The sequence below is a fragment of the Mesorhizobium sp. M0816 genome, assembly GCF_040320005.1.
GTDB lineage: Bacteria > Pseudomonadota > Alphaproteobacteria > Rhizobiales > Rhizobiaceae > Mesorhizobium.
In genome coordinates this window covers 94,411-117,563 of record NZ_JAMYOT010000012.1, presented here as the reverse complement: position 1 = coordinate 117,563, position 23,153 = coordinate 94,411, and the positions used below count along the sequence as shown (strand labels likewise).

The following is a 23,153-nucleotide window of genomic DNA, read 5'->3' as shown; positions in this document are numbered from 1 at the left end:
CCATTGGATGGCAATGGCGGTAGCAACGACGCGTAGCCTCTCAATCCCGCTGAATGTAATGGGGCCGCAATTCGTTCGGGAATTCGGCGAGGCATGACGGCCCTCGAGGCCGCCGATCAAGTCAGGGTGTTGGTCATAGAGAGTGCTGTCGATGGGTTCTTCCTCAACCACAGCGATTTCGTCGCCAAGCTCGAGGACCTGACCAGCCTACCTCAAGGTCCTACGGGACTGGAGGGCTGACCCGACATACTCGTGCGCCTGACGCGCGCGCCAACTCGACGAGTTTGTCGATACGCTCGCGACCCGTATTGCGTCGTTCGACAAGTGGGCGATCGCGAACACGAAACGCCTTGTGAACGCCAGCTTACCGCCGGATGTCGAAATCGCGGCCGGGTGGGATGCATGCGGCATCGATCGTTCGGCCGGCCGCTCAGGAAAGGCTAAAGGCGTTTTTCAAGCAAGGGTTTCATAGCCCGGGAGACGTGGAAGATGGCCTGGGATTCCATGTAGGGCAACTCGGTCGCTGACATTTAGACCTGGAACGATTCACTGCACTCCTCCTAAGAAAGGGCAAGAACATGGATTTGCTATCCTTCGCGAAAAATATTGCCGGCCGCATCGAGGCACCTGGACAGCCGCTCTTCCCGCTGATGTCCCAGGGGAGATTTTGTGCGATGGCAGGGGGAGCTCCGCTTACCAGCGAGGGTGAGGTGATTGGCGGCGTTGGGGTAAGTGGTGGCACGGTTGAAGAGGATGTGGCCATTCTCGAGGCGGCGCTCTGAGGATCCCCACACGTCCGTCTTGGTCGATGCAGGATTAGTCGAGTTGGAGCAAAAAGGTGGTGGCCTTCGCGAGCGCACAGGCATGGAGGACGAGAAAGTCGCGTTAGTGGAGACATGGAGCGACCGTTGATCGCAGATATTGCTATCATTGCCTTGAAGCGTTTGAATTCGTTTTTTCCCATCGCGCATGTCGATCTCCGTCACCAAAATCAACACCAAGGCATAATAGACGTTCGTGTTGTCCGGGGGCATGTTCTCTCAGGACGCAGACGCGTTCTGTTAGGCGACAACGGCCATGAAGAAAACCGCCGCATCCGTTTCCTTCGCTGGATCTGAACTCGGCGAAGGGGCGCATGCCTGTGCTTTTTTCAACGGCGACGATGAGGCCTTTGGCGTGAGCGCCACAGAACAGAAGAAGCACTGTGCAAAAGCGAAGAAGCCCTCGTGACAAGCCAGCACAATTTCAAACGCATCGTCGATACCATTCCTGCGATGGCATGGTCAGCTCGGCCAGACGGCCCCACTGAGTTTCTGAACCAGCACTATCTAGACTACACCGGCCTCTCCGCCGAGCAGGCGAGGGGCTGTGGCTGGACGGCTGTGGTCCATACTGACGACCTGGATGGGCTGATCACCATATGGCAGACAATCATAGCCTCGGGTAAAGCCGGGGAAACCGAAGCGAGATTGCGCCGATTTGATGGAAGTTATCGGTGGTTTCTTAACCGCGCTAACCCGTTGCGGGATGAATCGGGCAACATCGTCAAATGGTATGGGGTGAACATTGACATCGATGAGCGGAAGCGGACTGAGGACAAGGCCGTCGAAGCTGAGGGCGAGCTACAACGGACGATCGACGGCATACCGGCGCTGGTTGCGGCCTATTACGCCGACGGCTCGCGAATTCCTATCAACAAGCGGGGGGGCGAGTTCACGGGGCTCTCTGCTGCGGATGTGACGAATGGCGGCTGGAGGGGCGCAATCCACCCAGAGGACATCGAACTCGAAGAGAGCAAATGGCGCGCATGTGTCACGACAGGAGAACCGTTCGAACATGAGTACCGAGTGCGAGCGGTCGATGGTACGTATCGCTGGCACATTGCCCGTCGCGTGCCGCTCCACGACGAAGCCGGTAAAGTAATCCGCTGGTGCGGTATGAGCCACGATATTGAGGGTCGGAAGCAGGCGGAAGCTTTCCTCGCGGGCGAAAAACAGCTGCTGGAGATGATCGCGTCAGGCAGCTTGCTCCGCGACGTTCTAAGCGCGTTGTGCGAACTTATTGAAGGGGCTGCCCCTGATTGCTTTTGTGATGTTCACATGATCGATTGGATCAGCTCGACATTTGAATATGCCGTGGCTCCTTCTCTGCCTTCTGCCTACAGCGACCCGATTGCGGGGATGCCTGTTAGCGGCGAGCTGTTGCCATGTGGCATAGCGGCTCTTCAAAAGATACAGGTGGTCGCGGTGGACATCGAATTAAATCCACGCTGGTATACCTCGCCTGTTCGGTCCCATGTTCTGCGGCACGGATATAGGTCGGTCTGGAGCACGCCGGTCTGTTCCAAAGAAGGGCGGGTGTTAGCCACCTTCTGCATCGTTCAACGAAAGCCAGCGGCCCCGTCGCCGCACCACCAGGATATCATTGCGCACGCCACGCAGATCGCCAGCATCGCTATCGAGCGTTCCCTGATCGAAGCTGCGCTTAGGCAGACCGAAACCGGGCGCCTGTGGGCGGCAGCGAATGACGGCCCGGGGGCTACATTTACGTTTTCCGTACCCGAGTACTCCAAGTACCGATCATCGGCAGAGAATGTGAATCTAAGCACGGTGTCGGCGATTCTCTAAGATCAGTGGGGGTTAGATGAAGCTTACGCATGCACTCGTGTCGGTGGTCGATGACGATAAATCGGTACGCGAGTCCCTACCAGATTTGTTGCAGGAGTTCGGCTTTAGCGTGAACACATTCTCTTCAGCGGAGGAGTTCCTCGCGTCTGACGCCGTCGATAAGACTAAGAGCCTCATTCTCGATGTTGCCATGCCTGATATGACGGGACCCGAGTTGCAAGTGGAGCTAGCGCGCCGCGGAAAGGGGATTCCGATCATCTATATCACCGCGCAAAGGGATAGCACGATCCGGCAGCGTCTCATCGAACAGGGGGCAGTGGAGTGTTTGTTCAAGCCATTCAGCGATCAGGTCCTTCAGGAAGCGCTTAGTTCGGCGCTCCGTGGTCCTTGAACCCGGTGGATTGTTAATGCCATCTTAGGAGGATAATTTGCGATGTACTCGTATCTAGCGGTTCAACTGGACGGTGGGGTAAAATCGTCATCCATGTCGCACGAAACACCTGTCGTGTTCATTGTAGACGACGACGTTTCGATACGCGAATCGTTGGAACTACTCATCTGCTCTGTGGGCTGGCGACCAGAGACGTTCGCTTCAGCAAAAGAATTTCTCGACCGGTCACGTCCGCTGGTTGCGAACTGTCTGATCCTGGACGTGAATCTTCCTGATCTGAGTGGGCTGGACCTGCAGAAGCTGATATCCGTCGAGCGTACCGACATGCCCATCATCTTCATAACCGGCTACGGCGACGTACCGATGACGGTTAAGGCGATGAAAGCTGGGGCTGTCGAGTTTCTGACCAAACCATTCGACGACGAGGAACTTTTGGGTGCGATCAAGCTGGCACTCGAAAGAAGTGAGACCGCACTTGCTCTGGACTCTGAGTTGCAGACCCTCAGGCATCGTCATGCATCGCTCAGCCGTCGCGAGCAGGAGGTTATGACGCTGGTCGTCTCTGGTCTCTTGAACAAGCAGGTCGGCTTTGAGCTTGGCATCAGCGAAATCACAGTCAAGGCACATCGTGGCCAGGCTATGCGCAAGATGCAGGCCCGCTCGCTGGCCGAACTGGTGAACATGGCGGCCCGACTCCGCATCGCTGAGTAGTGGCGGCCGATAGCACCGATGTCGCCGGCTGCTCCGGTCACGAGGATCGAGCCGCCATTTGCTAATATCATCTGCGTTGCAGCTGTGTTCGGACGATTTGGGTACCCTCGAATTTGGGAGAGCCAGCGACGAGAACGACGTCTCGATCGTCGCTGTCGCGCGTAGGGCGAACCGCGCTCGCCGCAGTAAGCGCCGCAGAGAGTTGCCCAGGCAGAAGACTAACCGCGCTCGGCGCTGCGGCAGTGGCAATCAGTTTGCGCCACTTGACCGAGTTTACCCTTGCCCACACGATTTCCTCCAACGACTTCCAGTTCGATCGGATATTCACTGCTCGTGTTTCTCCTTCTCCGTGGGTCGGCAGCGGCGCGTGGTTCGGGCGCGGCGGACCGGGCTCGAATGTCCACGGTCCCCTCGGGAGCAGAGCGGACGCAAGACGAACGGCTTCCTCTCAGTTCTGGCGCAGTGGCCGGAACGCTGCCCTCAACTCGGCGGTGAGAAGCTCCGGCTGTTCCCAGGCCGCGAAGTGTCCGCCTTTGTCGAGTTTGCTGTAATGGATGAGATTAGGATAGGCCCGCTCCGCCCAGCTCCGTGGTGCCTGATAGAGCTCGTCGGGAAAGGCGCTCACGGCAACGGGAATGGTGATGTTCTTGGGGGCGAAAAAGGCAAGCTTGTTCTCCCAATACAGACGAGCCGAGGAAATCGCCGTGCTGGTGAGCCACGCTAGCGTGATGTTGTCGAGAACATCGTCTCGCGTTAGGCCTTCGGGCTGGCTATTGAAGGCGCGTGCGATAAGTTCGTAACTCAACGCGTCGTGGTCGAGGAACCAGGCGGCGAGTCCGACAGGTGAATCGGCAATCGCGTATAGCGTCTGTGGGCGGTTCCCCATTTCCTGGGCGTAAGCCAAGCCTTTCGTGAAGAAAAACGCCAGCCGCTCGAACGCATGGTTTTCGTCGGCCGCGAGGCCGGGCGGCGGGCCGTCGCCGGAATGGAGTGCCTTCGAAATTTCCTTCGGTACGGCGGCAGGCATGTTGGTGTGGATGCCGAGCAATTCCGAGGGCGCCTGCACGCCCATCTGCTCTGTGACGAGTGCACCCCAATCGCCGCCTTGCGCCACGAATTGCGTGTAGCCGAGGCGCTTCATCAGCACGGTCCATGCCCCCGCGATGCGGGTGGGGTCCCAACCGGTGGTGGTCGGCTTGCCCGAAAAGCCGTACCCTGGCATCGACGGGATCACGACATGGAAGGCGTCCGACGCGCTGCCGCCATGGGCGGTGGGATTAGTCAGTGGATCGACGATCTTCAGCTGCTCGACGATCGATCCAGGCCAGCCGTGCGTGACGATGATCGGCAGCGCATTTCCATGCTTCGAACGCACGTGAATGAAGTGAATATCCAGCCCGTCGATCTCGGTCAGGAAGTTCGGCAAGGCGGCCAGCTGCGCCTCACACCTCCTCCAGTCGTAATCTGTCGCCCAATAGCGCGCGAGTTTCTGAATGGTCGCGAGCTGTACACCCTGCGAGTCATCCGTGACGGTTTCCCGTTCGGGCCACCGGGTAGCGGCGACTCGCCGGCGAAGCTCGGTGATCGCGTCCGGCGTGAAGCTGACGGCGAAGGGGCGGATGGAATCGCCAGCGCCCGCAGCGCTCAGCGTCCCTGGCATCAGGCTGAGCGCTCCGACCACGGCCGTGGCTGCAATCAGTTCGCGCCGTGTAGTCGATAGAGATGTTGCTGGCATGACATTCTCCGCTAGTTTCAGATCTTTGAATGCGAACACCAAGCTCTACCTTCATGCGTAGACAATCGATTGGACCATGGTATTGACGATACCTTTGCATTGGTTTGCATGATTAGCGATTAACCCCATTCCGGCCCGATAAGGAGCCGTGCACGAAGAAGAATAGAACCCTTCGCGCACGGCGCGGGTCGAACTCGCGACGAAACCGCTTGATTTGCTCTTTGTCGACGACAATTCGCCCAGGCTTGGCCTACGGTGGACGTCTTCAAGGTACCTCTCGAATACAACTTCCCGCTACGATCTGGCTTCTCGTCGCTAAACCGACGCCAAAGTATTGAGGATACCTTCGTCCAATAGATTTGCCTGCTCGCTTGATCGATTCTGGGCATTGCATCCGACTAGCCAGATGTGCGGAGTGACAGGAAAGCGTCATGAAAACACATCGCCGGCCGGTGGTCTCGCCTTCGCCGGTCAGCTTATCGAGACTTCCCGAAGAAGTTTCCCGATGGAGAGAGGACATGATAGAAGAACGGCATCGGACATCGCGGTATCGAAGCATCGACGAGGACACTCCTGCGGTGGCGGGTACTGATCCGCGAATACTGCTCGCCTCGATCGTCCACGATTTCAACAATCTCCTCACCCCGATCGTCACGATCATGGAGGAACTGCAACGTCTGAAGGCAGGCTCGCCGAGGCAGCTCAGACGCATAGATGGAGCGATATTCTGCGCCTTCCGCGCCAAAACACTGGCACGACAACTGCTCGATTTTGCGAACCCTCGGAAACTCCAGCTAGCGGCGGTGGATATCAGCCAGCTTCTGGAAACCCTGGAGCCGGTCCTTGCGAGCGTGTTGCCTACCGCTATCATCATTCGATTCGATATTGCCAACGATCTTCCGCCGGCCTTCATCGACCGGCAGCTAATAGAGCGGACATTGCTCAATCTGGTGCTCAACGCCCGCGATGCGATGCCGGACGGCGGGGAGGTCGTCGTAGCCGCCGCCATGGCTCGCCAGCCTGGCAACCGCACCGCCACGCGCGAACCGATGGTCCGTCTCTCGGTTGCCGATACCGGTATCGGCATGGACCTGGCGACGCTGCGAAGTGCGGGGGTCCCCTACTTTTCGACGAAAACTAACGGTACAGGGCTCGGCCTCGCGATGGTGAGCCAACTGATGGAAAGACAAGGCGGTGGGCTGTCGGTCACAAGCACGCCATACTACGGCACTGCGATTGACCTATGGCTGCGTGTAGTGCCCAGCGCCGCAGCGAGCTGTGGCCTGAAAAAGTCGAGAACTAGGTGCTAGCGGTCGCCTCACGCGCCTCGCACCGCAAGATCGTGATGGCGGTGAGGCGCAAGCTGGCGCCGATCATAGCGGGGGCGTTATTCTGCATGCGAGTCGGCCGTGCGAAAAACGCACTGGTTTTGCGCTGTGAACGGCGGTCCCCGACGGGCCGTGAGAAAGATGCACGGCGACGGCTCCGCCTCAACGCAGCGAGCACGGAGATCTGCTCGTCAGGCGCGCACTGGTCGCTTCCGGGCGCCGTATTCGCTAACGACTCTGCTGCATCGCACCGATCACAGTTGGTATAAGCTCCGAGACCGTTGGATGGATCGGCACGGCCCATTGAAGGTCTCGATATGGCGTGCCCACGTTGATGGCGTCGAGTATACCGTGGATTGCCTCGTCGCCGCCCGGCCCGAGGATAGCGCCGCCGAGGATCTTACCCGTTTCTGCATTGGCGACGACCTTCATGAATCCGAGCGTCTCGCCCTTCTCAATAGCGCGGCCGACACGCGTCATTGGCCGCGAGCCGATCAGGACGGTTAGACCGGCCTTCCGCCCTTCCGCCTCGGTCATCCCGGCGCGTCCCAGCGGCGGGTCGATGTAGAGCGCATAGCCGGGCACGCGGTCACTGACTTTGCGGCTTTCCCCGTCGAGCAGATTGGCGGCAACGATTTCGAAGTCGTTGTAGGCCGTGTGGGTGAAGGCACCGCGGCCGTTGCATTCGCCGAGCGCGAAGACACCCTCGACATTAGTCGCGAGACGGTCGTCGACAGTAATGTAGCCGCGGGCGTCCCGTGCGATTTCTGCCAGGTCCAAACCCAGATCATCGGTGTTGGGGCGGCGTCCGACAGCGAGTAGCACGTGGCTGCCGACCACGTCGCGAGGGTCGCGCGCGCAGTTAAGGCCGACACGGATTTCATCGCCGTGTGGCTCAAAGCGGATGCATTCGGCGTCAAGCCTAATTGCAATACCTTCACGCTCGAGAATGTCCTTAATCGATGCGGAAACATCTTCATCCTCGCGCGAGACCAGCCGAGGTCCCTTCTCCACGACGGTCACTTCGGCCCCGAAGCGGCGGAACATCTGTGCGAATTCGAGCCCGACATAGCTGCCACCGACCACGATGAGGTGGCGAGGCGCCTGGTCGAGCGTGACCATGTCGGTGTTGTCCAGGACCTTGACTTGGTCGATACCGGGCATATCGGGTCTTGCCGCCCGGCCGCCGACATTGATGAAGATACTCGGCGCCGAGAGTAATTCGCCGCCAACCTCGATCTTGTGCGGGCCGACGAACCGGGCATGACCGCGGAGCACGGTGCAGTTCTCCATGCCGGTCAGCCATCTCTCGAGGCCCGAACGCGCGTCGAGCGTTACCTTGGCCGCGCGCGCGTGTACCTTCTTCATGTCAACTGCGATCCCGCCACTGACCGAGACGCCGAAGTCGCCCGCGCGCCGGGCGAAATGCGCGGCATAGGCGCTGGCGACCATGGCCTTCGTGGGCATGCAGCCGGTGTTGACGCAGGTTCCGCCGACGAACTTGCGTTCGATCAGCGCGACCTTCATGCCGGCCGCTGTGAAGCGCCCGACGAGTGAGGGTCCCGCCTGCCCGGCGCCGATGATGATCGCGTCGAAGCTACGGTTCATGACCCGGTCCCGATGATTAGAGCTGCTGCTGTCGCCATGATACGAACCGTTTTCACGAGAACCTCCATTCGTCGCTCAGATGGAATGCGGGGTTGATCAGGAGTGCCGATTGAATGGATCCAGGCGGCCGCAAGGGCGCCCGCACGGAAACCACTCGCAATTCGGTTATAGGCACACAGATAGACTGATATCCGCAGCAAATCTATTGCACGATGGTGTTGCCGATACTTTTGGTTCGGCCCCCGTGCTGAGTACGCGCTGCGATAATGCCGACGCGGAAGCTGTCTTCGTGGCGGCCGCTTGCGATCAGGACTGAGGTTGATGTGGCGCTAGTCGCGCACACTGATGCCAAAGTATTGGCAACACCATCGTGCAATAGATTCGTCTCCACACTTGTACGAATGTGTACGTGCCATTCGTCTGTGCAGACGTGCTTAGTGGAAAGGAAATCACGTCATGAAACTCTTGTCCCTCATCATACAGCCTCTATCAGCGTTTCGCGAATTCGTCGCAACCCGCTACCGGCCGGAGCTTTACTACATGCGCGGCCCTGGACCAGCCTCGCGCCGCATGGTCACGGTCGACGCGAGGCGCGCAATGCCGAGACGATGCGGCGGATGATGCAGTGCCTCGGCGACGAAATGAGCGCCCCGGAATGTGCCGTTTAAGGCGTGAAAGAGTCGAACTTCCACAGCTCGCAACCGCTCTGTGCCGATCTGTTAGAGCGAGCAACGCCAAGTACAGGAGTTCCCCTATGAGACCGAAACAGGCAGTCCGCTGCAGTCTCTACCCGCTCTGCCGCTGTGATGTCGGCTGTGTCGTTGACGACGGCAGCAGGCCCGCACCCAGCAATGACTTCGCAGGCAGAGCGCTTCTGGGCCTGGTCGGGGCTGTTCTGGTCGGCACAGGGGTGCTCCTCATAGCAGCGCAGGCCAGGGCGCATGACGCGTTACCAACCGCTACGCGGCCACAGGGGTGGACTTATCCCTTCTCCTGCTGCTCTGGCTACGACTGCCGTGACGTTGCGTACAATGCCATCGGAGAGCGGCCCGAAGGCTATGTTATAAAGGGCACCGGGGAGGTAATTACATACACAGACAGCCGCATCAAGAACAGTCCCGATGGCGTGTTTCATTGGTGTTCGGTGGCCGGCGCGAATGACGGGCACACCATCTGCCTGTTTGTACCGCCGCGCGGATTCTGAGGGCAAGGTGCGTTTGTCGGGCGGCCCTGGTGAAGAATTCCCGTGGCGCGGCGAAGGTTCGTGTAGATCTGAATGAGGGCCTGCCGCGGCTTCACCATCGTTGACGAAACGCGAAGCGCCCATAGGCTTTCGCTCCACTAGCCCGTCACCATCAGGCTAAAGCCATCGTCCGCCATGCTCGGCCGCAAGGGGTCATCCGGCCCGCGTGTGAGTACGACGCTTGGTTTGCAGACGAGCGCAACGACTACACAGTTCATTTTGAGGCCAATATAGTTCGGGCGTCCTGCTCGTCCGCGTCATGCCATTTCCCATTCAAACAGGTCGCTGCAAGACAGCTTGGTCCACGGGCATCTGTCGCAGGCGCTTACCCGTAGCCGCGAAGATCGCATTGCTCACGGCAGGAACGATGCAGGAAGTCCCGGCCTCGCCCATTCCGCCCGGGGCCTCGGAACTCTGGACGATGTGCACCTCGACAGCTGGCGCCTGGTCCATCCGCAGAATCTGGTAGGTGTCGAAGTTCGTCTGCTTGACTCGGCCGTCCTTCAGCGTGATCTCACCATGGAGCGCGGCGGTGGTTCCGAACATGACTGCACTCTGGATCTGCGCCTGGACAGTGTCGGGATTGACGACCATGCCGCAATCGACTGCGCAGACGACGCGCCGAACGCGAACGGTGCCGTCTTTCGCCACTTCAACTTCGGCAACCTGCGCCATATAGCTCCCAAACGCGTTCTGGATTGAGACACCGCGGCCGACCCATTGGGGGAGCTCTTGTCCCCAACCGGCTTTGTCGGCGGCGAGCTCGAGGACAGCCTTGGCTCGGGGCGATTTACCGAGGAGCGCGAGCCGGTAGACAACCGGATCCTGCTCGGCCGCCACCGCCAGTTCGTCCATGAAACTTTCAGTCACAAAGACATTGTGTGACGGGCCGACGCTACGCCAGAAGGCAGTCGGAATGCCGGGCGGTTCCACCCGCACGTATTCAACATTCAGATTCGGAAGGTCGTAGACAAGGTTGATGGCGCCCTCGGTCGTGTCGGGGTCGAGACCGTTGTTGAACGCGGGCGGTAGCCACCTTGCTATGATGGAGGATCCGGCAAAACGATTGTTCCAGGCGACAGGCATCCCCTTTGTGTCGAGACCGGCCGAGACCCGGTCGAAGAACATGGGACGATACATGTCATGCTGAATATCCTCCTCGCGGGTCCACACGACCTTGACCGGCCCGTCTACATGCTTCGCAATCTCGACGGCGCGAATGACACCGTCTGCCTCGAGCCTTCGCCCGAAACCACCGCCAATCAGATGATTGTGCACGACGACCTTGTCCAACGACAAACCAGCGGTCTCCGCCGCGGCCGCCTGGGCGCGTGCGAGCGCTTGGTTTCCAACCCAGATTTCGCAGCCGTCCTCACGCAAATGAACCGTGCAGTTCATCGGTTCCATGGACGCGTGCGCAAGAAACGGAACCCGGTAGGTCGCTTCGACCTTGGTGACGGCGTCCGCCATCCCACGCTCGATATTCCCGATGCTCTGCGCAACTGCGCCCGGATTGAGCGTTGCCCGTTCGAGCTCGCCGAGGACTGTGCCCGTGTCGAGTTTGGCGTGTGGACCGTCGTCCCATTCAATCACCAGGGCCTCTAGCCCTTTTTTGGCAGCTCCCATGTGATCGGCCACGACGGCCACAGCGTCGTGAAGCCGCACAATCTGGCGCACGCCATTGACGGCTCTGGCAGCCGCATCGTCGACGCGCTTGACGCGACCGCCAAACACCGGCGACTGCGCAAGCGTCGCGATCTTCACGCCTGGCGGGCGTGCGTCGATACCGTAGACCGCCGTCCCATTGACCTTCGCCGGCGTGTCGAGACGCTTCGCCGGGGTGCCAATGAGCGTGAAATCCTGCGGTCGTTTGAGCTCGACGCTTGCGGGAACCGGCATCCGAGCCGCATCGGCGGCAAGTTCGCCGTACCTGATACGTTGGCCGGTGGTCGCATGAACAACTTCTCCGCGTTCGGCGCGGCAGGCCCCCGGATCGACTTTCCAGCGTTTCGCGGCAGCGGCCACCAGCATGATCCGCGCGGTCGCACCGGCATGGCGCAGCGGCTCCCATGCTCCTCGGATCGCGTTCGAATTGCCCGTCGCCTGCACGCCCAGCAAGGGGTTAGCGTAGAGCTTTTCATCGGGCGGGGCGTGCTGCAATTCGACCTGTTTGAGATCCACCTCGAGCTCTTCGGCGATCAGCATCGGGATCGCCGTGTATGTGCCCTGCCCCATTTCGACGTAAGGCATGGTCAGGACGATCTTGCCGTCACTGCCGATGCGAACGAACGCGTTTGGCGCAAAGATATCGTCGGTGCTCGCTTCCGCTCCATCAGCCGGGAACGGCAGGCTGAGACTGAGCAGCAGGCCGCCGCTGGCAGCCACACCTGCCTGCAGAAAGGACCGCCGGGAGAGAGCGTTCACCGCTGGCAGTTGATGCCGGTCGGAAGTCCGGGTCGCCTGTTGGTCGATTCTCATGGTTGCCTCCCTCTCAGCTCGCCGCAGCCTGCTTGATGGCCTCGCGAATGCGGGCATAAGTCCCGCAGCGGCAAATGTTACCCGACATCGCGTTGTCGATGTCAGCATCCGTCGGATTGGGGTTGGTGGCGAGGAGTTCCGCCGCGGACATGATCTGCCCCGACTGGCAGTAGCCGCACTGAACGACCTCCCGATCTAGCCAGGCCTTCTGGATCTTGGCGCCCACCGTCGTCGCACCTATCGTCTCGATCGTGACAATTTCGGACGGGCCGATGCTGTCGACAGGCGTGACGCAGGAACGCGTCGCGACGCCGTCGACATGCACCGTGCAGGCGCCGCAGAGCGCCAAGCCACATCCGAATTTCGTGCCCGTCATGCCAAGCACGTCACGCAGCACCCACAAAAGAGGAGTATCGTTGTCGACATCCACGCTATGCGTCTGACCATTGACTTTAATGGAAAAGGCCATGGTGTATCTCCCTTTGACCATCGTGGTCGGCAACGCTACCGCACGATGGAGCCGAGTCCATTGCACGATGGTATCGCCGATACCTTGGGATTGGTGGGTGCAACGTGCGCGAATGCCGACTGTCTCGGCGCCGGTAGCTGAGGCTCTCTCACCAGGGACCGTGTCCGGATCGCCGTCAAATGCCATCAACATCGATCACCGCCTGAGCGAAGGCGTGTGGCGCTTCTTGCGGCAAATTGTGACCGATGTTGCCTGGGATCATCCGGTGCTGATACTTGCCCACGAACTTCTTTGCATATGCACTGGGATTCGGATGCGGCGCGCCGTTGGCGTCGCCCTCGAGTGTGATCGTGGGCACCCTGATGAGAGGACCTTGCGCGAGCTGCTGCTCCAGCTCATCGTACTGCTGCTCGCCTCCAGCCAACCCGAGTCGCCAGCGGTAATTGTGGATCACGATCGCCACATGATCAGGATTGTCGAAGGCCGCAGCGCTGCGCTCGAAGGTGGCGTCGTCGAAGCTCCATAAGGGCGAAGCGAGCTGCCAGATCAGCCTGGCAAAATCGTTCCTGTATTTCTCGTAGCCGTCACGGCCGCGGTCCGTGGCGAAATAGTATTGGTACCACCACTGCAGCTCGGCCTTCGGCGGCAGCGGCACCATGCCGAGCTGCTGATTCCCGATGAGATAGCCGCTCACCGAGACCATCGCCTTGCAGCGTTCCGGCCACAGGGCGGCGATGATGTTCGCCGTGCGGGCGCCCCAGTCGCAGCCGGCGACAATAGCTCTTTCGATGCCCAGCGCATCCATCAGGGCGATCGTGTCTGCAGCGAACGCCGACTGCTGACCGTTGCGCATCGTGTCGTCCGACAGGAAACGCGTGGTGCCGTATCCACGCAGGTAGGGCACGATCACACGATGTCGCTTCGCTGCAAGCAGGGGTGCGACGTCGATGAAGGTGTGGATGTCGTACGGCCAGCCATGAAGCAAAATGACAGGCGCGCCGTCGGCAGGCCCCAGCTCGGCATATCCGACATCCAGCACGCCTGCATTGATCTGTTTGAGCGATCCGAACGAGTTCGGCCCCCCGCCCGAGGTGGGCGCGTTGGCCTGAATTGTAACCCCAGCGGGGTCCTCTGCCCGCCCATTTGCGGTGAGTTCCGCGGCTGCAACTGCCATTGCCGCGGCGCCCACCAAGAGGCGGCGACGATGAATCTTCTCGGGATTCTTGATCTTGTCCATGACAGGCCTTTCCTCTCGCGATGACTGTGCACGTAGCGACACGGCGTCGGCCAGTATCTCAAGCCGCCGCGGCTTCACTCCGCGTGAATTCAGCAGCGTGCAGTTTTACGAAGTCGGACATGCTCGTCGGCGTCTTGCCGGTGAGCTTGAACAGGTCATCCGTCATGCGGTCATAGCGTCCCTGCACGTGCAGCTCGGCCATCGCGACGAGGTGGTTGACGAGGTGCGCCGGCACTCCAAGCTCTCGCATACTGTCCGTCCACGCGGAGAGCGGTACGTTGCGATAGCCGATCGTTCGGCCGAGAACCTCGGAGAAGACCCGCGCGTAATGGTCCAGATCGGCCGACTCAAATCCGGTCAGATTGTAGACATGACCAATGTGGGAGGCAGGGTCGACGAGGATCACGCAAACCGCGCGCGCCACATCAACAGCCGAGATAGGCGAGGTCCTGCTGTTTCCCAGCGGCAGCGCCAGTTCGTCGTTGTCTCGGACGCCAGCCGCGGCGAGACGCAGGAAAAAGCTTTCGAGGAAGACCGTCGGCCGCACGGTGACGACCGGCAGCCCCGACCAGGCCAATGACTGTTCCGCAAGCCAGTGCAGCTTGTGCTGCGGGCTGTCAGTGGTCTCGGTGATGCTCATCTGCGTTACCGTCATCTGCGACATGTTCACGAATGCCTCGACACCATGGTGGCGCGCCACCGCGGCGAGGTTCACAGTCGCTTCGAGATAAGCCGCCGAGACTGACATTCCGAAATAGATGCGTGCGCAACCTTCCACGGCACGGTGAACCGAGACAAGATCGGTCAGATCGCCCTGCACGACCTCGGCCCCGAGCATTCGCAAGGCCTCAGCCCTTGCATCTTCCCGCCGCACCAGGGCGCGCACGTTATGCCCCTTGGCGAGGAGCATTGCGGTGAGATGGCGGCCGATAGCACCGATGTCACCCGCTGCTCCAGTCACGAGGATCGAACCGCCATTTGCTGATGTCATCGTCATTCTCATTGCGTTCAGCGGGAGGCGGAGCGGCAGGCCGTTCTGCGGTTGATCTCATCCCGATCGACGAAGCGAGCGGAACGCGGCCCTGATCTCGGCGGAAAAGAGTTCGGGCTGCTCCCAGGCAGCGAAGTGGCCGCCCTTGTCGACCTCGTTCCAGTAGATGAGATTGCCGAAACTCTGCTCGCCCCACCGCCGAGGCGCGCGGTAGATCTCGGCTGGGAACACGCTAACCGCGACCGGGACAGCCGGGATGTCGAACGCGTTGAACGGGCCGCCGCCTGCCCGGGCGCCTTCCCAGTAGGACCGAGACGATGATGTCCCGGTATTGGTCAGCCAGTAGAGAGAGATGGCGTCCAACATCTCGTCGTACGTCAGGACTTTCTCTGGTTCTCCGCCGCTGTCGGTCCACTCCGCGAATTTGTCGTAGTAATATGCCGCCATGGCGACCGGCGAATCCGCGAGGGCGTAGCCTATCGTCTGCGGGCTCTGATTCATCATCGCCGCGTAGCCGAAGCCGTCGCGGTAGAAATGCAGGAGCCGGTCGTAGGCGACCATCTCGCTCTCCGAGAAATCCGCGGGTACGGCATCGAAATTGCGTAGGTGCCGGAGGACGTCCGGCGGCACAGTGCCGGGCATATTGACGTGGATGCCGAGGAGACCCTCCGGCGCTTGCACCGCGAGCAGCTCAGAGATGATCGCGCCCCAGTCGCCTCCTTGGGAGACGTACTGCTGGTAGCCAAGCCGGAGCATCAGCTCGTGGAACGCGCTCGCCATCCGAGCAGGGCTCCAGCCGGTCGTCTTTGGATGGCCAGAGAAGCCGTAGCCAGGCATTGTGGGAAGGACGAGGTGAAAGGCATCCTCGGCGCTACCGCCATGGGCCGTGGGATTGGTGAGTGGATCGATGACCTTGAGCAGCTCGATAATGGAGCCCGGCCAACCGTGCGTCATAAGCAGCGGCATGGCGTTGTTATGGGGCGAGCGGATGTGAGCGAATTGGATTTCCAACCCGTCGATCTCGGTGATGAACTGGGGGATCTGGTTGAGCTTCGCTTCGACCTTGTGCCAGTCATAGAGGGTACCCCAGTACTCTACGAGCGGCTTTAGCTTCGCCAATTGGACACCTTGGGTACGGTCACTGACGGTTTCCATGTCGGGCCACCGTGTCGCCGCGATGCGCCTGCGAAGATCTACGAGCGCCTCTTCGGAAACACTGATGCGGAAGGGACGAATTGAATTGTCAGCGGCCTCTGCGCGAAGCACCGATGGCATCAGGCTGAGGGTCCCGACCGCGGCCGTGGCGGCAAGCAGATCGCGGCGCGTGGGCGATAGTGATGTTGCAGACATGGACGACCTCCTCTGTGTTCCCATCTGTCGGATACGATACTCAAATCGGCAATCGGCTGTTATGCAGAGCAAATCTATTGCACGATGGTATCGCCAATACCTTTGGGTTGATGGGCGCGGCAAGCAGGGGTGTCTGGTGATCGACCGAAGGAACGCACGATTGCAGTCTCGAACCGTCGGGGCTGAACGGAGCAGCTTGCAATCGTGCGCAGTCACCTATTGAAGCCGCCGCAACGGCTGCTTAAAGCGGTAGCGGCTTGCCCGACTGCTCCGCCACCATGTATTCGGCGTACCAATCCGGCCAGTTCTCATCTCGCTGGCCGCCGTTCCGCTTCTCGTGCTCGCCGTGAGCGGCCGACGCACGCCGCAAGGCGCTCGCCAGATCCGATGCCGAGGCGAAGCTCGTCGTGTTCGAGTCAATCCGGCCCGGGAATCGGGTGGTGACTTCCTGGAGGAGCCATTCATTGCCATCCGGGTCGCGGAACGTGGCGTAGGTAAAGTAACTGCGCCGTTCCGGGTCCGGGCCGGTGACGGCCGGTTTTCCCGGACCGGCACGGTGGAACACTTCACTCACTTCGACACCACGACCTAAGAGCTCGGCACGAGCCGCCACGATGTCCGACACAACGAGATAGAGTCGATTTGCCGGTCCTGGCGCCGCGGACGGCGTCTCCTTACCGAATTGGATCGAGGCAGGAGAGCCGGGAGGTGTGAATTGTACGCCCCGAAATTCGTCCCCGACGACGAAGTCTGCGTCGAGCCGCCAGCCCAAGTCACCATAAAAGCGCTTGGCGCGATCGACATCCGATACAGAGATGACGACGACCTCGAGCTTCAGGTCGACCGTTCCTGCGGAGTGTGCGACGGCTCTTTTGGACAGAATCTGGTTCATGGTGGTCTCCTTTTCTCCTCTAGTGTTGTTTTGCTGCGCTCTGCTTTCGGCTAACCAGCGGGCCGCCTCAATGGGCGGATGGAGCCGCTAGCACCCGCCGCCCGCAGCGTTCCCGGGAGCAGGCTGAGAGCGCCCACAGCGGCTGTGGCGGCAAGTAGTTCGCGCCGTGTGGGCGAGATCGGTAATGCTGACATGATATGCCCCTCGGTCTAATTGGTCCGTTTGGATGCGAGTTACACATCGACTGTTAGCCGAGGCAAATCTATTGCACGATGGTGTCGGCGATACCTTTGTATTGATAGCAGCGAGAGAACACTGGACGTCTGAAAACCGACAAAGATACAATGGGACGGTCCGCATTGTCGTAGCGCAGCTTATCACTCGCGAAAGATGGCAATGGAGATCCATCTCGGTCGGGTGGCGGAAGTGTTGCCGACCATCGCGTGGACCGCGGGCCTGACGGCAGATCTAGTTTGTCAACCGAGCCCAGCCCGAATATACGGCCTTCGGCTCGACGAAGCTCATGGCTGCAATGAAGCTACTCAATCCGGAAACTTGCTGCGGCTGCTCGAATGCTGGCGATCGATCCTGCGTCCGGCGAGCCCGGCGACGCGCGACGATTCGAAGTGATCACAAATGTGCGCGACTTCGAGGCCTCACACTATGCCGACGGAGCGTATTGGTGCCTAACGCGAATTGAAATATTGAGCCCCGTTGGGGGCGTTGGGCAAGCCCAGAGCATGCCGTCGTGGGCTTGAACGGCAGATCGGAAGGACAGGGCCATTCCTATCCGCGAGAGGGCGGTAGAGAGCGGATCGAATACTCTCTGCGCAGGTCCTGCGCGTCGATCCTCATGCCTTTGTTCAGCTACCAAAATCACTATCATCGCGAAGATTGGAACTGACGGCGAGATCACGTGTCCATCAAGGCGCATCGGGGCAGCGTAATGCGCAAGATGTAAGCGAAAACTCTTCCCGACCTAGGGAACATTGCCGCGAGGCTCGGCCTCGCGCGCTGACTCCCGCATGTCGCGGGCCTAAGTCCGCTCAGTAGCCCATCCTTCAGCGGCGGTCCTAACGCGGTATAGCGCCGCGCCACCATTGCGGAGTCCGATCCACCCCGAATAGCTCGACACTGATCCACTAATCCCAAGGTATCGATGACACCTTCGTACTATCGATTTCGCATCCTTCCTCCTGCATTTTGTCTATTGCGTTGTGCAGAACTGGGTACAGGGAAGTCGAAAAGGTGAATTACTGTGGGTGACGAACGGAAAGTAGCAGTCGTTACCGGCGCGTCGCGCGGTATTGGCGCTGCACTTGCAAGGGCGTACCGGGACCGGAACTACTGTGTGGTCGCAACAGCGCGTTCAATGGAGTGGTCGGGTGACAACGACATTCTGGTGGTGGCCGGTGACATCTCCGATCCCAAGACGGCCGAGCGCGTTATCGCCACAGGAGTGGATCGGTTCGGGCGGATAGACACGCTCGTCAACAACGCGGGCATCTTTATCTCCAAGCCGTTCAACCTCTACACCGAGGAGGACTTCATGGCGGTCCTAGGTGTCAACATCGCTGGTTTCTTTCACATCACGCAACTCGCCGCTCGCGAAATGGAAAAGAAGTACAGCGGCCATATCGTGCAGGTCACAACGAGTCTGGTCGCACATCCAAATACGGCCGTGCCAGCGGCGCTCGTTGCGTTGACTAAGGGCGGCTTGAACGCCGCGACCAGATCGCTTGCTATCGAGTATGCAAGCCGCGGGATCCGGGTGAACGCGGTCTCGCCCGGTGTCATCAAGACGACCATCCATCCGGTCCAGACGCACGAAGCGCTTAGCGCCCTTCACCCCGTCGGACGCATGGGCGAAATCGCCGATGTTGTCGAGGCAATTCTCTACCTGGAATCGGCTGCCTTCGTAACCGGAGAGATCCTGCACGTAGATGGCGGCCAAAGTGCCGGCCATTAAGGAAATTCGTATTGAGCATCCAATTCGCCGAGGAAACAACATGCCTATTGTTACCATTCAAGTGACCCGCGAGGGCACCAAGTCAGGAACAACGTCGGTCACTGCGGAGGAGAAGGCGGCCCTAATCAAGGGCGCGAGCCAGCTCCTGCGCGATGTCCTTAACAAGTCTCTAGACTCGACTTTTGTCATCATCGAGGAGGTCGACACAGACAACTGGGGCTGGGGCGGCTTGCCTACACTCGACTACCGGCGCATGCGCGCAGCGACAGGAAGCTGACCCATGCCTATCGAAACTGACGACATTGCTGGTGATCCGACGTGCAAAAAGCCAGATCCCCGCGCTCAACTAGCTGGAATCAAGCGATGAAGGTGTCCAATATCAGTAAGCTAGCAATACTGTTCGCCGCAACGTCAGTAGCTGGCTTCTCTACCCAGACACTCGCACAAACCTCGAAGCCATCGGGTGACGCCCACGCGCATGTTCTAGCAGCTGAGAACAAGCAGACGGAGAATATCCGCTTGACCCGCAAGAGTGCAGCGTACTGGGAGGTCACCTTCAACAATCCGCCCCTCAACATAATCGGCCCTGCGGAGGTTCGGGAACTAGTTAACATCCTGGACCAGGTTGAAGCGGACCCGAGCGTTAAGGTTGTCGTAATTGACAGCGCGGTCCCAGGCTATTTCATCGCGCACTATGACCTGTTGGAGCCCCTTGAAGATTCCACTGGGATGAAGCCGGGGCCTACGGGCATGCACCCCGTGCCCGACCTCATGGTTCGCCTCAGCCGTCTCAAGGCCGTGACAATCGTATCGATTCGCGGCCGGGCGAGTGGCATTGGCAGCGAACTTGCGCTCGCTGCTGATATGCGTTTCGCCAGTCGCGAGAAAGCGGTTCTGTCGCAATTCGAAGTCGGAGCGGGATTCGTACCGGGTGGCGGCCCAATGGCGCGTTTGCCTCGCCTGGTTGGCCGTGGCCGCGCAATGGAAATCCTGATTGGCGCCGATGATTTGAACGGAGAACTGGCTGAGCGTTACGGCTACGTGAATCGGGCACTTCCTGACTCCGAACTCGACAGTTTTGTCGATGCTTTGGCGAGGCGTATTGCTTCGTTCGATCGGGAAGCCATTGCCGAGACCAAGAACCTGGTTGATCTCGCTAGCCTGCCGCCGGACGCCGAAATGCAACCGGGATGGGACGCATTCATCACTTCTGTACAAAGGCCCGGCGCTCAGGCGCGAGTGAAAGCTCTCGTTAACCAGGGGCTGCAGCAGCCTGGGGACGTCGAAAAGAACCTCGGACACTATACAGCCAAGTACGAAGAATAGCCCGCGAAGATCACGAGAAGCCGAATTAAGAGTAACCGGGCAATGCCGGTCTGGGACACGCCGCAACTAACGGAGACTGACTATGAAAATCCTGATGGTATTAACGTCGCATGACCAGCTCGGGAATACGGGCGAGCAGACGGGTTTCTGGCTGGAAGAGTTCGCGGCCCCCTACTACGTGTTCAGGGACGCCGGAGCCGAGATCACTTTGGCATCGCCCAAGGGAGGGCAGCCGCCGATCGACCCCAAAAGCGACGATCCGGACAATCAGACAGAAGCGATGACGCGCTTCAAGAAAGACTCCGAAACTCAGCACCTATTGGCGAAGACCGAAAAGCTCGGCGACGTGAAAGCGGACGGTTTCGATGCGGTTTTTTATCCGGGGGGCCATGGTCCCATGTGGGACCTTGTCAATGACGAGAATTCGATCCGCCTGATTGAGGATTTTTACAACTCAGACAGGCCGGTCGTCGCAGTGTGTCATGCCCCGGCTGTCCTGCAAAAGGTGACTTATCGGGGTCAACCTATCGTCAAGGGAAAGCGTGTCACCGGCTTCACCAACAGCGAGGAGGAAGCGGTCCACCTGACGGATGTCGTCCCCTTCCTCGTTGAGGACGAGCTGAAGCGTTTGGGCGGCAACTATGAAAAAGCTGGTGATTGGGCCGATTTCACAGTCGTTGACGGTCGCTTGATCACCGGCCAGAACCCCTCCTCATCTAGCTCGGCTGCCAAGGAGTTGCTCAAGCTTCTGCAGGGCTAGTACCGTTTCGGGAGGACAAAGGGGTCATTGGATTGAGGCGTCTTGGTGCTTGCCGAAGGCTATGTCCCAAGCGCCGCCTATCTGAAGCCGTGTGAACTCCATCCAGTCAGTTGATGCCGCGCAGGCATCAGCTTTCCCTGGGACGAGGCGCGCGTAGGCCAGCACGTCGGACTCGGCGTCGTCCATGATTGTCGCCAGCTTCGGCACCTTCGGCCGGATCTGGTCGGCTATGGCGCGCCATTGGGCGAAGGCGGTGGCGATGAGACGACCCTGCGGCAACGCGGCACCTCTGCCATATCGAGGAGCTCGTTGCCGAGCTTCCCGCATCGTGTGCCGACCGGGGCGTGGTGCATGATCCGCGCGACAACACAGCTGCCTATCAGACGAGCTGGCTCGCTGTCCTGAAGAATGACAGGAGGGCCATCATCACGGGCGCAGGCCGCTGCTGAGTAACTCACCGCCCTGCAGCGAGCCGCAGGACGGAGCCGCGTGAGGAGAAGCGGCACTTGGCGCTGCCGACGAGATGCGCCGGCGCCCCCTTCGCTCGATGACGGTCAGCTTCACCCACGTTTCGTGCGTTCTCGCCATGCCGATCTTCAAATTTCTGCAACTTCATCGACAAATACGCTCCACCCGTCTCCGGAAAGATCGGCATTTTCACAGAGCCGGCAGATCCACAGCTGCACGGTGACACACATCGTTTCCAGCTAAATTCCGCTTAAGATACTGGCCACCAATACAGCGGCAGGCACCTCACGGGCGAGCGCTGCTCCTTGTCCGGCCCAGTAGGCACCAAATGCATCGCTGCCTTGCGCCTTGGAGACGGCGTACAGCGTCTTTCCAATGTCGTAGGCCACTGGGTAGCTCGGAACGCGCGGGCCAATCGAGCCAATCTCCATAAAGCGATTAGCCAGTCCGCGAGCAGGCCGCCCGGAAATCGCGGACGTCAGGCGTGTGTCTGCGGCGCGTTCGCTTTTGAGGGCAGCACGATATGCCGAGTCCGCGCCAGACTCGGGGCACAAAATGAAGGCCGTCCCCATCTGAACGGCAGCAGCGCCCAATGTAAGTGCGGCCTTTACGCCTCGTGTGTCCATAATGCCTCCGGCGGCAATCACCGGGAGCCGCGTATTCCGAACGAGCAGACGCATCAGAACGGACATGCTCAGCCCTAGGTCATGTTCGGACAGATCGAACTGACCCCGGTGCCCACCAGCTTCTATTCCTTGGGCGACAATGGCATCGATCCCCGCATCCTCGATCAGACGCACTTCACTGAGATTCGTCGCTGTCGCCAAGGTAATGATTCCGGCATCGCGCAGCGCGTTAATGTGTTCCTGAGGAGGCAGGCCGAAATGAAAGCTTACAATCGCGGGTCTCATAGCGAGGAGCATCCGCAATGCTTCGTCATCCTCGACAAAGCTCTTGTAGATCTCCTTGACGTCGGCCGGAGGCGAAACGTCAAATTCGTGAAACAGCGGGGTAAGATATTCTATCCATGCAGTTTCTAGTACCTGATCCCGCTGCGCCGGAGGATGGCAAAAGACGTTGACGTTGAAAGCGGCCGAGGTGAGGCCGCGGGTCTCCTCTATCATGTGCTGCGCCGCGGCGACAGAACTCGCTCCAATACCGAGCGATCCCACACCCCCGGCGTTGGATACGGCGGCCGCAAGCTGTGGCGTGGAAACACCCACCATCGGTGCCTGGATCACCGGGTGAGTGAAAATGCGGGCGAGGCAGTCTTCCATGACAACTCCGAGCATAAATTGGATGCGGGTAGTGGTTGGCCGATGCCGCGGTGATCACGCGGTTAGTTAGCGGAGAACCTCTTTGCACAGGTGCGTACTTCCGAAGCCGCGTACCGTTGGCGGCGCATGCTGTTGTACTGCTGGAGTGGTGCGCCACAGGATGCGTCAGATCGCACTCCCTGCATCGGTCAATATTGCGCCAGCAGAGGTGACGATCGATGCCAGTTCCTGTCGAGAGTCCGCTCGATGCTGGTCGCAAAGAGCGGTGCTTCGCACTTTATCCGCGCAATCTG

At 59.9% G+C, this 23,153-nt stretch carries 21 protein-coding genes and 2 pseudogenes; 13 read left to right on the top strand and 10 right to left on the bottom strand.

From position 1 onward, the window contains the following. Window positions 1–93: 93 nt before the first annotated feature. From NKI17_RS20125 to NKI17_RS20100, 6 genes are all read left to right on the top strand, one after another. Window positions 94–240 (top strand): hypothetical protein, encoded by a 147-nt coding sequence (locus NKI17_RS20125; protein ID WP_352906702.1) that lies wholly within the window; start codon window positions 94–96, stop codon window positions 238–240. Between the two features lie 338 nt (window positions 241–578). Then, window positions 579–782: a heme-binding protein gene (locus NKI17_RS20120; RefSeq protein ID WP_352906701.1), complete on the top strand. Its 204-nt coding sequence runs from the start codon at window positions 579–581 to the stop codon at window positions 780–782. Window positions 783–1,077: 295 nt separating this feature from the next. Then, window positions 1,078–1,230 carry a hypothetical protein gene (locus NKI17_RS20115; protein WP_352906700.1) on the top strand — a complete coding sequence of 51 codons (153 nt, stop codon included), beginning with the start codon at window positions 1,078–1,080 and terminating at the stop codon, window positions 1,228–1,230. Continuing rightward, a complete protein-coding gene (locus tag NKI17_RS20110; RefSeq protein WP_352906699.1) occupies window positions 1,227–2,627 on the top strand; it encodes a PAS domain-containing protein in 1,401 nt (466 codons plus the stop codon). Before NKI17_RS20115 ends, NKI17_RS20110 begins: the two co-directional genes overlap by 4 nt. A gap of 16 nt (window positions 2,628–2,643) precedes the next feature. Then, the gene (locus NKI17_RS20105) at window positions 2,644–3,018 is read left to right on the top strand and encodes a response regulator (RefSeq protein WP_352906698.1); all 375 of its coding nucleotides are present in this window, start codon (window positions 2,644–2,646) and stop codon (window positions 3,016–3,018) included. Window positions 3,019–3,060: 42 nt separating this feature from the next. After that, window positions 3,061–3,729 carry a response regulator transcription factor gene (locus NKI17_RS20100; RefSeq protein WP_352906697.1) on the top strand — a complete coding sequence of 223 codons (669 nt, stop codon included), beginning with the start codon at window positions 3,061–3,063 and terminating at the stop codon, window positions 3,727–3,729. A gap of 448 nt (window positions 3,730–4,177) precedes the next feature. On the opposite strand, the gene NKI17_RS20095 is transcribed toward NKI17_RS20100, so the two are convergent. Then, complete coding sequence (locus NKI17_RS20095; protein ID WP_352906741.1) at window positions 4,178–5,464, bottom strand: epoxide hydrolase family protein; 1,287 nt, start codon at window positions 5,462–5,464, stop codon at window positions 4,178–4,180. A 431-nt stretch (window positions 5,465–5,895) separates the two neighbouring features. On the opposite strand from NKI17_RS20095, the gene NKI17_RS20090 reads away from it, so the two are divergent. Then, window positions 5,896–6,774, top strand: a complete 879-nt coding sequence (locus NKI17_RS20090; protein ID WP_352906696.1) for a two-component system sensor histidine kinase NtrB — start codon at window positions 5,896–5,898, stop codon at window positions 6,772–6,774. A 246-nt stretch (window positions 6,775–7,020) separates the two neighbouring features. On the opposite strand, the gene NKI17_RS20085 is transcribed toward NKI17_RS20090, so the two are convergent. The 7 genes from NKI17_RS20085 to NKI17_RS20055 form a co-directional block, all read right to left on the bottom strand. Next, window positions 7,021–8,400: an FAD-containing oxidoreductase gene (locus NKI17_RS20085; RefSeq protein WP_352906695.1), complete on the bottom strand. Its 1,380-nt coding sequence runs from the start codon at window positions 8,398–8,400 to the stop codon at window positions 7,021–7,023. A gap of 1,516 nt (window positions 8,401–9,916) precedes the next feature. After that, window positions 9,917–12,121, bottom strand: a complete 2,205-nt coding sequence (locus tag NKI17_RS20080) for a xanthine dehydrogenase family protein molybdopterin-binding subunit (protein ID WP_352906694.1) — start codon at window positions 12,119–12,121, stop codon at window positions 9,917–9,919. Window positions 12,122–12,134: 13 nt separating this feature from the next. After that, window positions 12,135–12,590 carry a (2Fe-2S)-binding protein gene (locus NKI17_RS20075; protein ID WP_352787669.1) on the bottom strand — a complete coding sequence of 152 codons (456 nt, stop codon included), beginning with the start codon at window positions 12,588–12,590 and terminating at the stop codon, window positions 12,135–12,137. A gap of 175 nt (window positions 12,591–12,765) precedes the next feature. Beyond that, window positions 12,766–13,827 carry an alpha/beta fold hydrolase gene (locus NKI17_RS20070; RefSeq protein ID WP_352906693.1) on the bottom strand — a complete coding sequence of 354 codons (1,062 nt, stop codon included), beginning with the start codon at window positions 13,825–13,827 and terminating at the stop codon, window positions 12,766–12,768. A 58-nt stretch (window positions 13,828–13,885) separates the two neighbouring features. Continuing rightward, entirely contained in the window at window positions 13,886–14,818 is a 933-nt protein-coding gene (locus NKI17_RS20065) for an NmrA family NAD(P)-binding protein (protein ID WP_352906692.1), read from the bottom strand. A 57-nt stretch (window positions 14,819–14,875) separates the two neighbouring features. Continuing rightward, entirely contained in the window at window positions 14,876–16,168 is a 1,293-nt protein-coding gene (locus NKI17_RS20060) for an epoxide hydrolase family protein (RefSeq protein WP_352906691.1), read from the bottom strand. A gap of 241 nt (window positions 16,169–16,409) precedes the next feature. Continuing rightward, window positions 16,410–17,060, bottom strand: a complete 651-nt coding sequence (locus tag NKI17_RS20055; protein ID WP_352906690.1) for a VOC family protein — start codon at window positions 17,058–17,060, stop codon at window positions 16,410–16,412. Window positions 17,061–17,456: 396 nt separating this feature from the next. Between NKI17_RS20055 and NKI17_RS20050 the strand changes: the two genes are divergently transcribed. From NKI17_RS20050 to NKI17_RS20030, 5 genes are all read left to right on the top strand, one after another. Then, a complete protein-coding gene (locus tag NKI17_RS20050; protein ID WP_352906689.1) occupies window positions 17,457–17,690 on the top strand; it encodes a hypothetical protein in 234 nt (77 codons plus the stop codon). Window positions 17,691–18,318: 628 nt separating this feature from the next. Then, window positions 18,319–19,029 (top strand): SDR family NAD(P)-dependent oxidoreductase, encoded by a 711-nt coding sequence (locus NKI17_RS20045; protein WP_352906688.1) that lies wholly within the window; start codon window positions 18,319–18,321, stop codon window positions 19,027–19,029. Window positions 19,030–19,069: 40 nt separating this feature from the next. Beyond that, entirely contained in the window at window positions 19,070–19,306 is a 237-nt protein-coding gene (locus NKI17_RS20040) for a tautomerase family protein (RefSeq protein WP_352906740.1), read from the top strand. A gap of 86 nt (window positions 19,307–19,392) precedes the next feature. Further along, window positions 19,393–20,355, top strand: coding sequence for an enoyl-CoA hydratase/isomerase family protein (locus tag NKI17_RS20035; protein WP_352906687.1), 963 nt, complete (start codon window positions 19,393–19,395; stop codon window positions 20,353–20,355). Between the two features lie 82 nt (window positions 20,356–20,437). After that, the gene (locus NKI17_RS20030) at window positions 20,438–21,115 is read left to right on the top strand and encodes a type 1 glutamine amidotransferase domain-containing protein (protein ID WP_352906686.1); all 678 of its coding nucleotides are present in this window, start codon (window positions 20,438–20,440) and stop codon (window positions 21,113–21,115) included. A gap of 153 nt (window positions 21,116–21,268) precedes the next feature. Here the strand turns inward: NKI17_RS20030 and NKI17_RS37020 are convergent. Further along, window positions 21,269–21,448, bottom strand: a pseudogene (locus tag NKI17_RS37020) (IS256 family transposase); the annotation flags it as partial. Between NKI17_RS37020 and NKI17_RS20020 the strand changes: the two are divergent. Beyond that, window positions 21,412–21,564, top strand: a pseudogene (locus tag NKI17_RS20020) (zincin-like metallopeptidase domain-containing protein); the annotation flags it as partial. The pseudogenes NKI17_RS37020 and NKI17_RS20020 sit on opposite strands and share 37 nt — an antisense overlap. A gap of 258 nt (window positions 21,565–21,822) precedes the next feature. Here NKI17_RS20020 and NKI17_RS20015 read toward each other — a convergent pair. After that, window positions 21,823–22,860: an NAD(P)H-dependent flavin oxidoreductase gene (locus NKI17_RS20015; RefSeq protein WP_352906684.1), complete on the bottom strand. Its 1,038-nt coding sequence runs from the start codon at window positions 22,858–22,860 to the stop codon at window positions 21,823–21,825. Window positions 22,861–23,153: the final 293 nt, after the last annotated feature.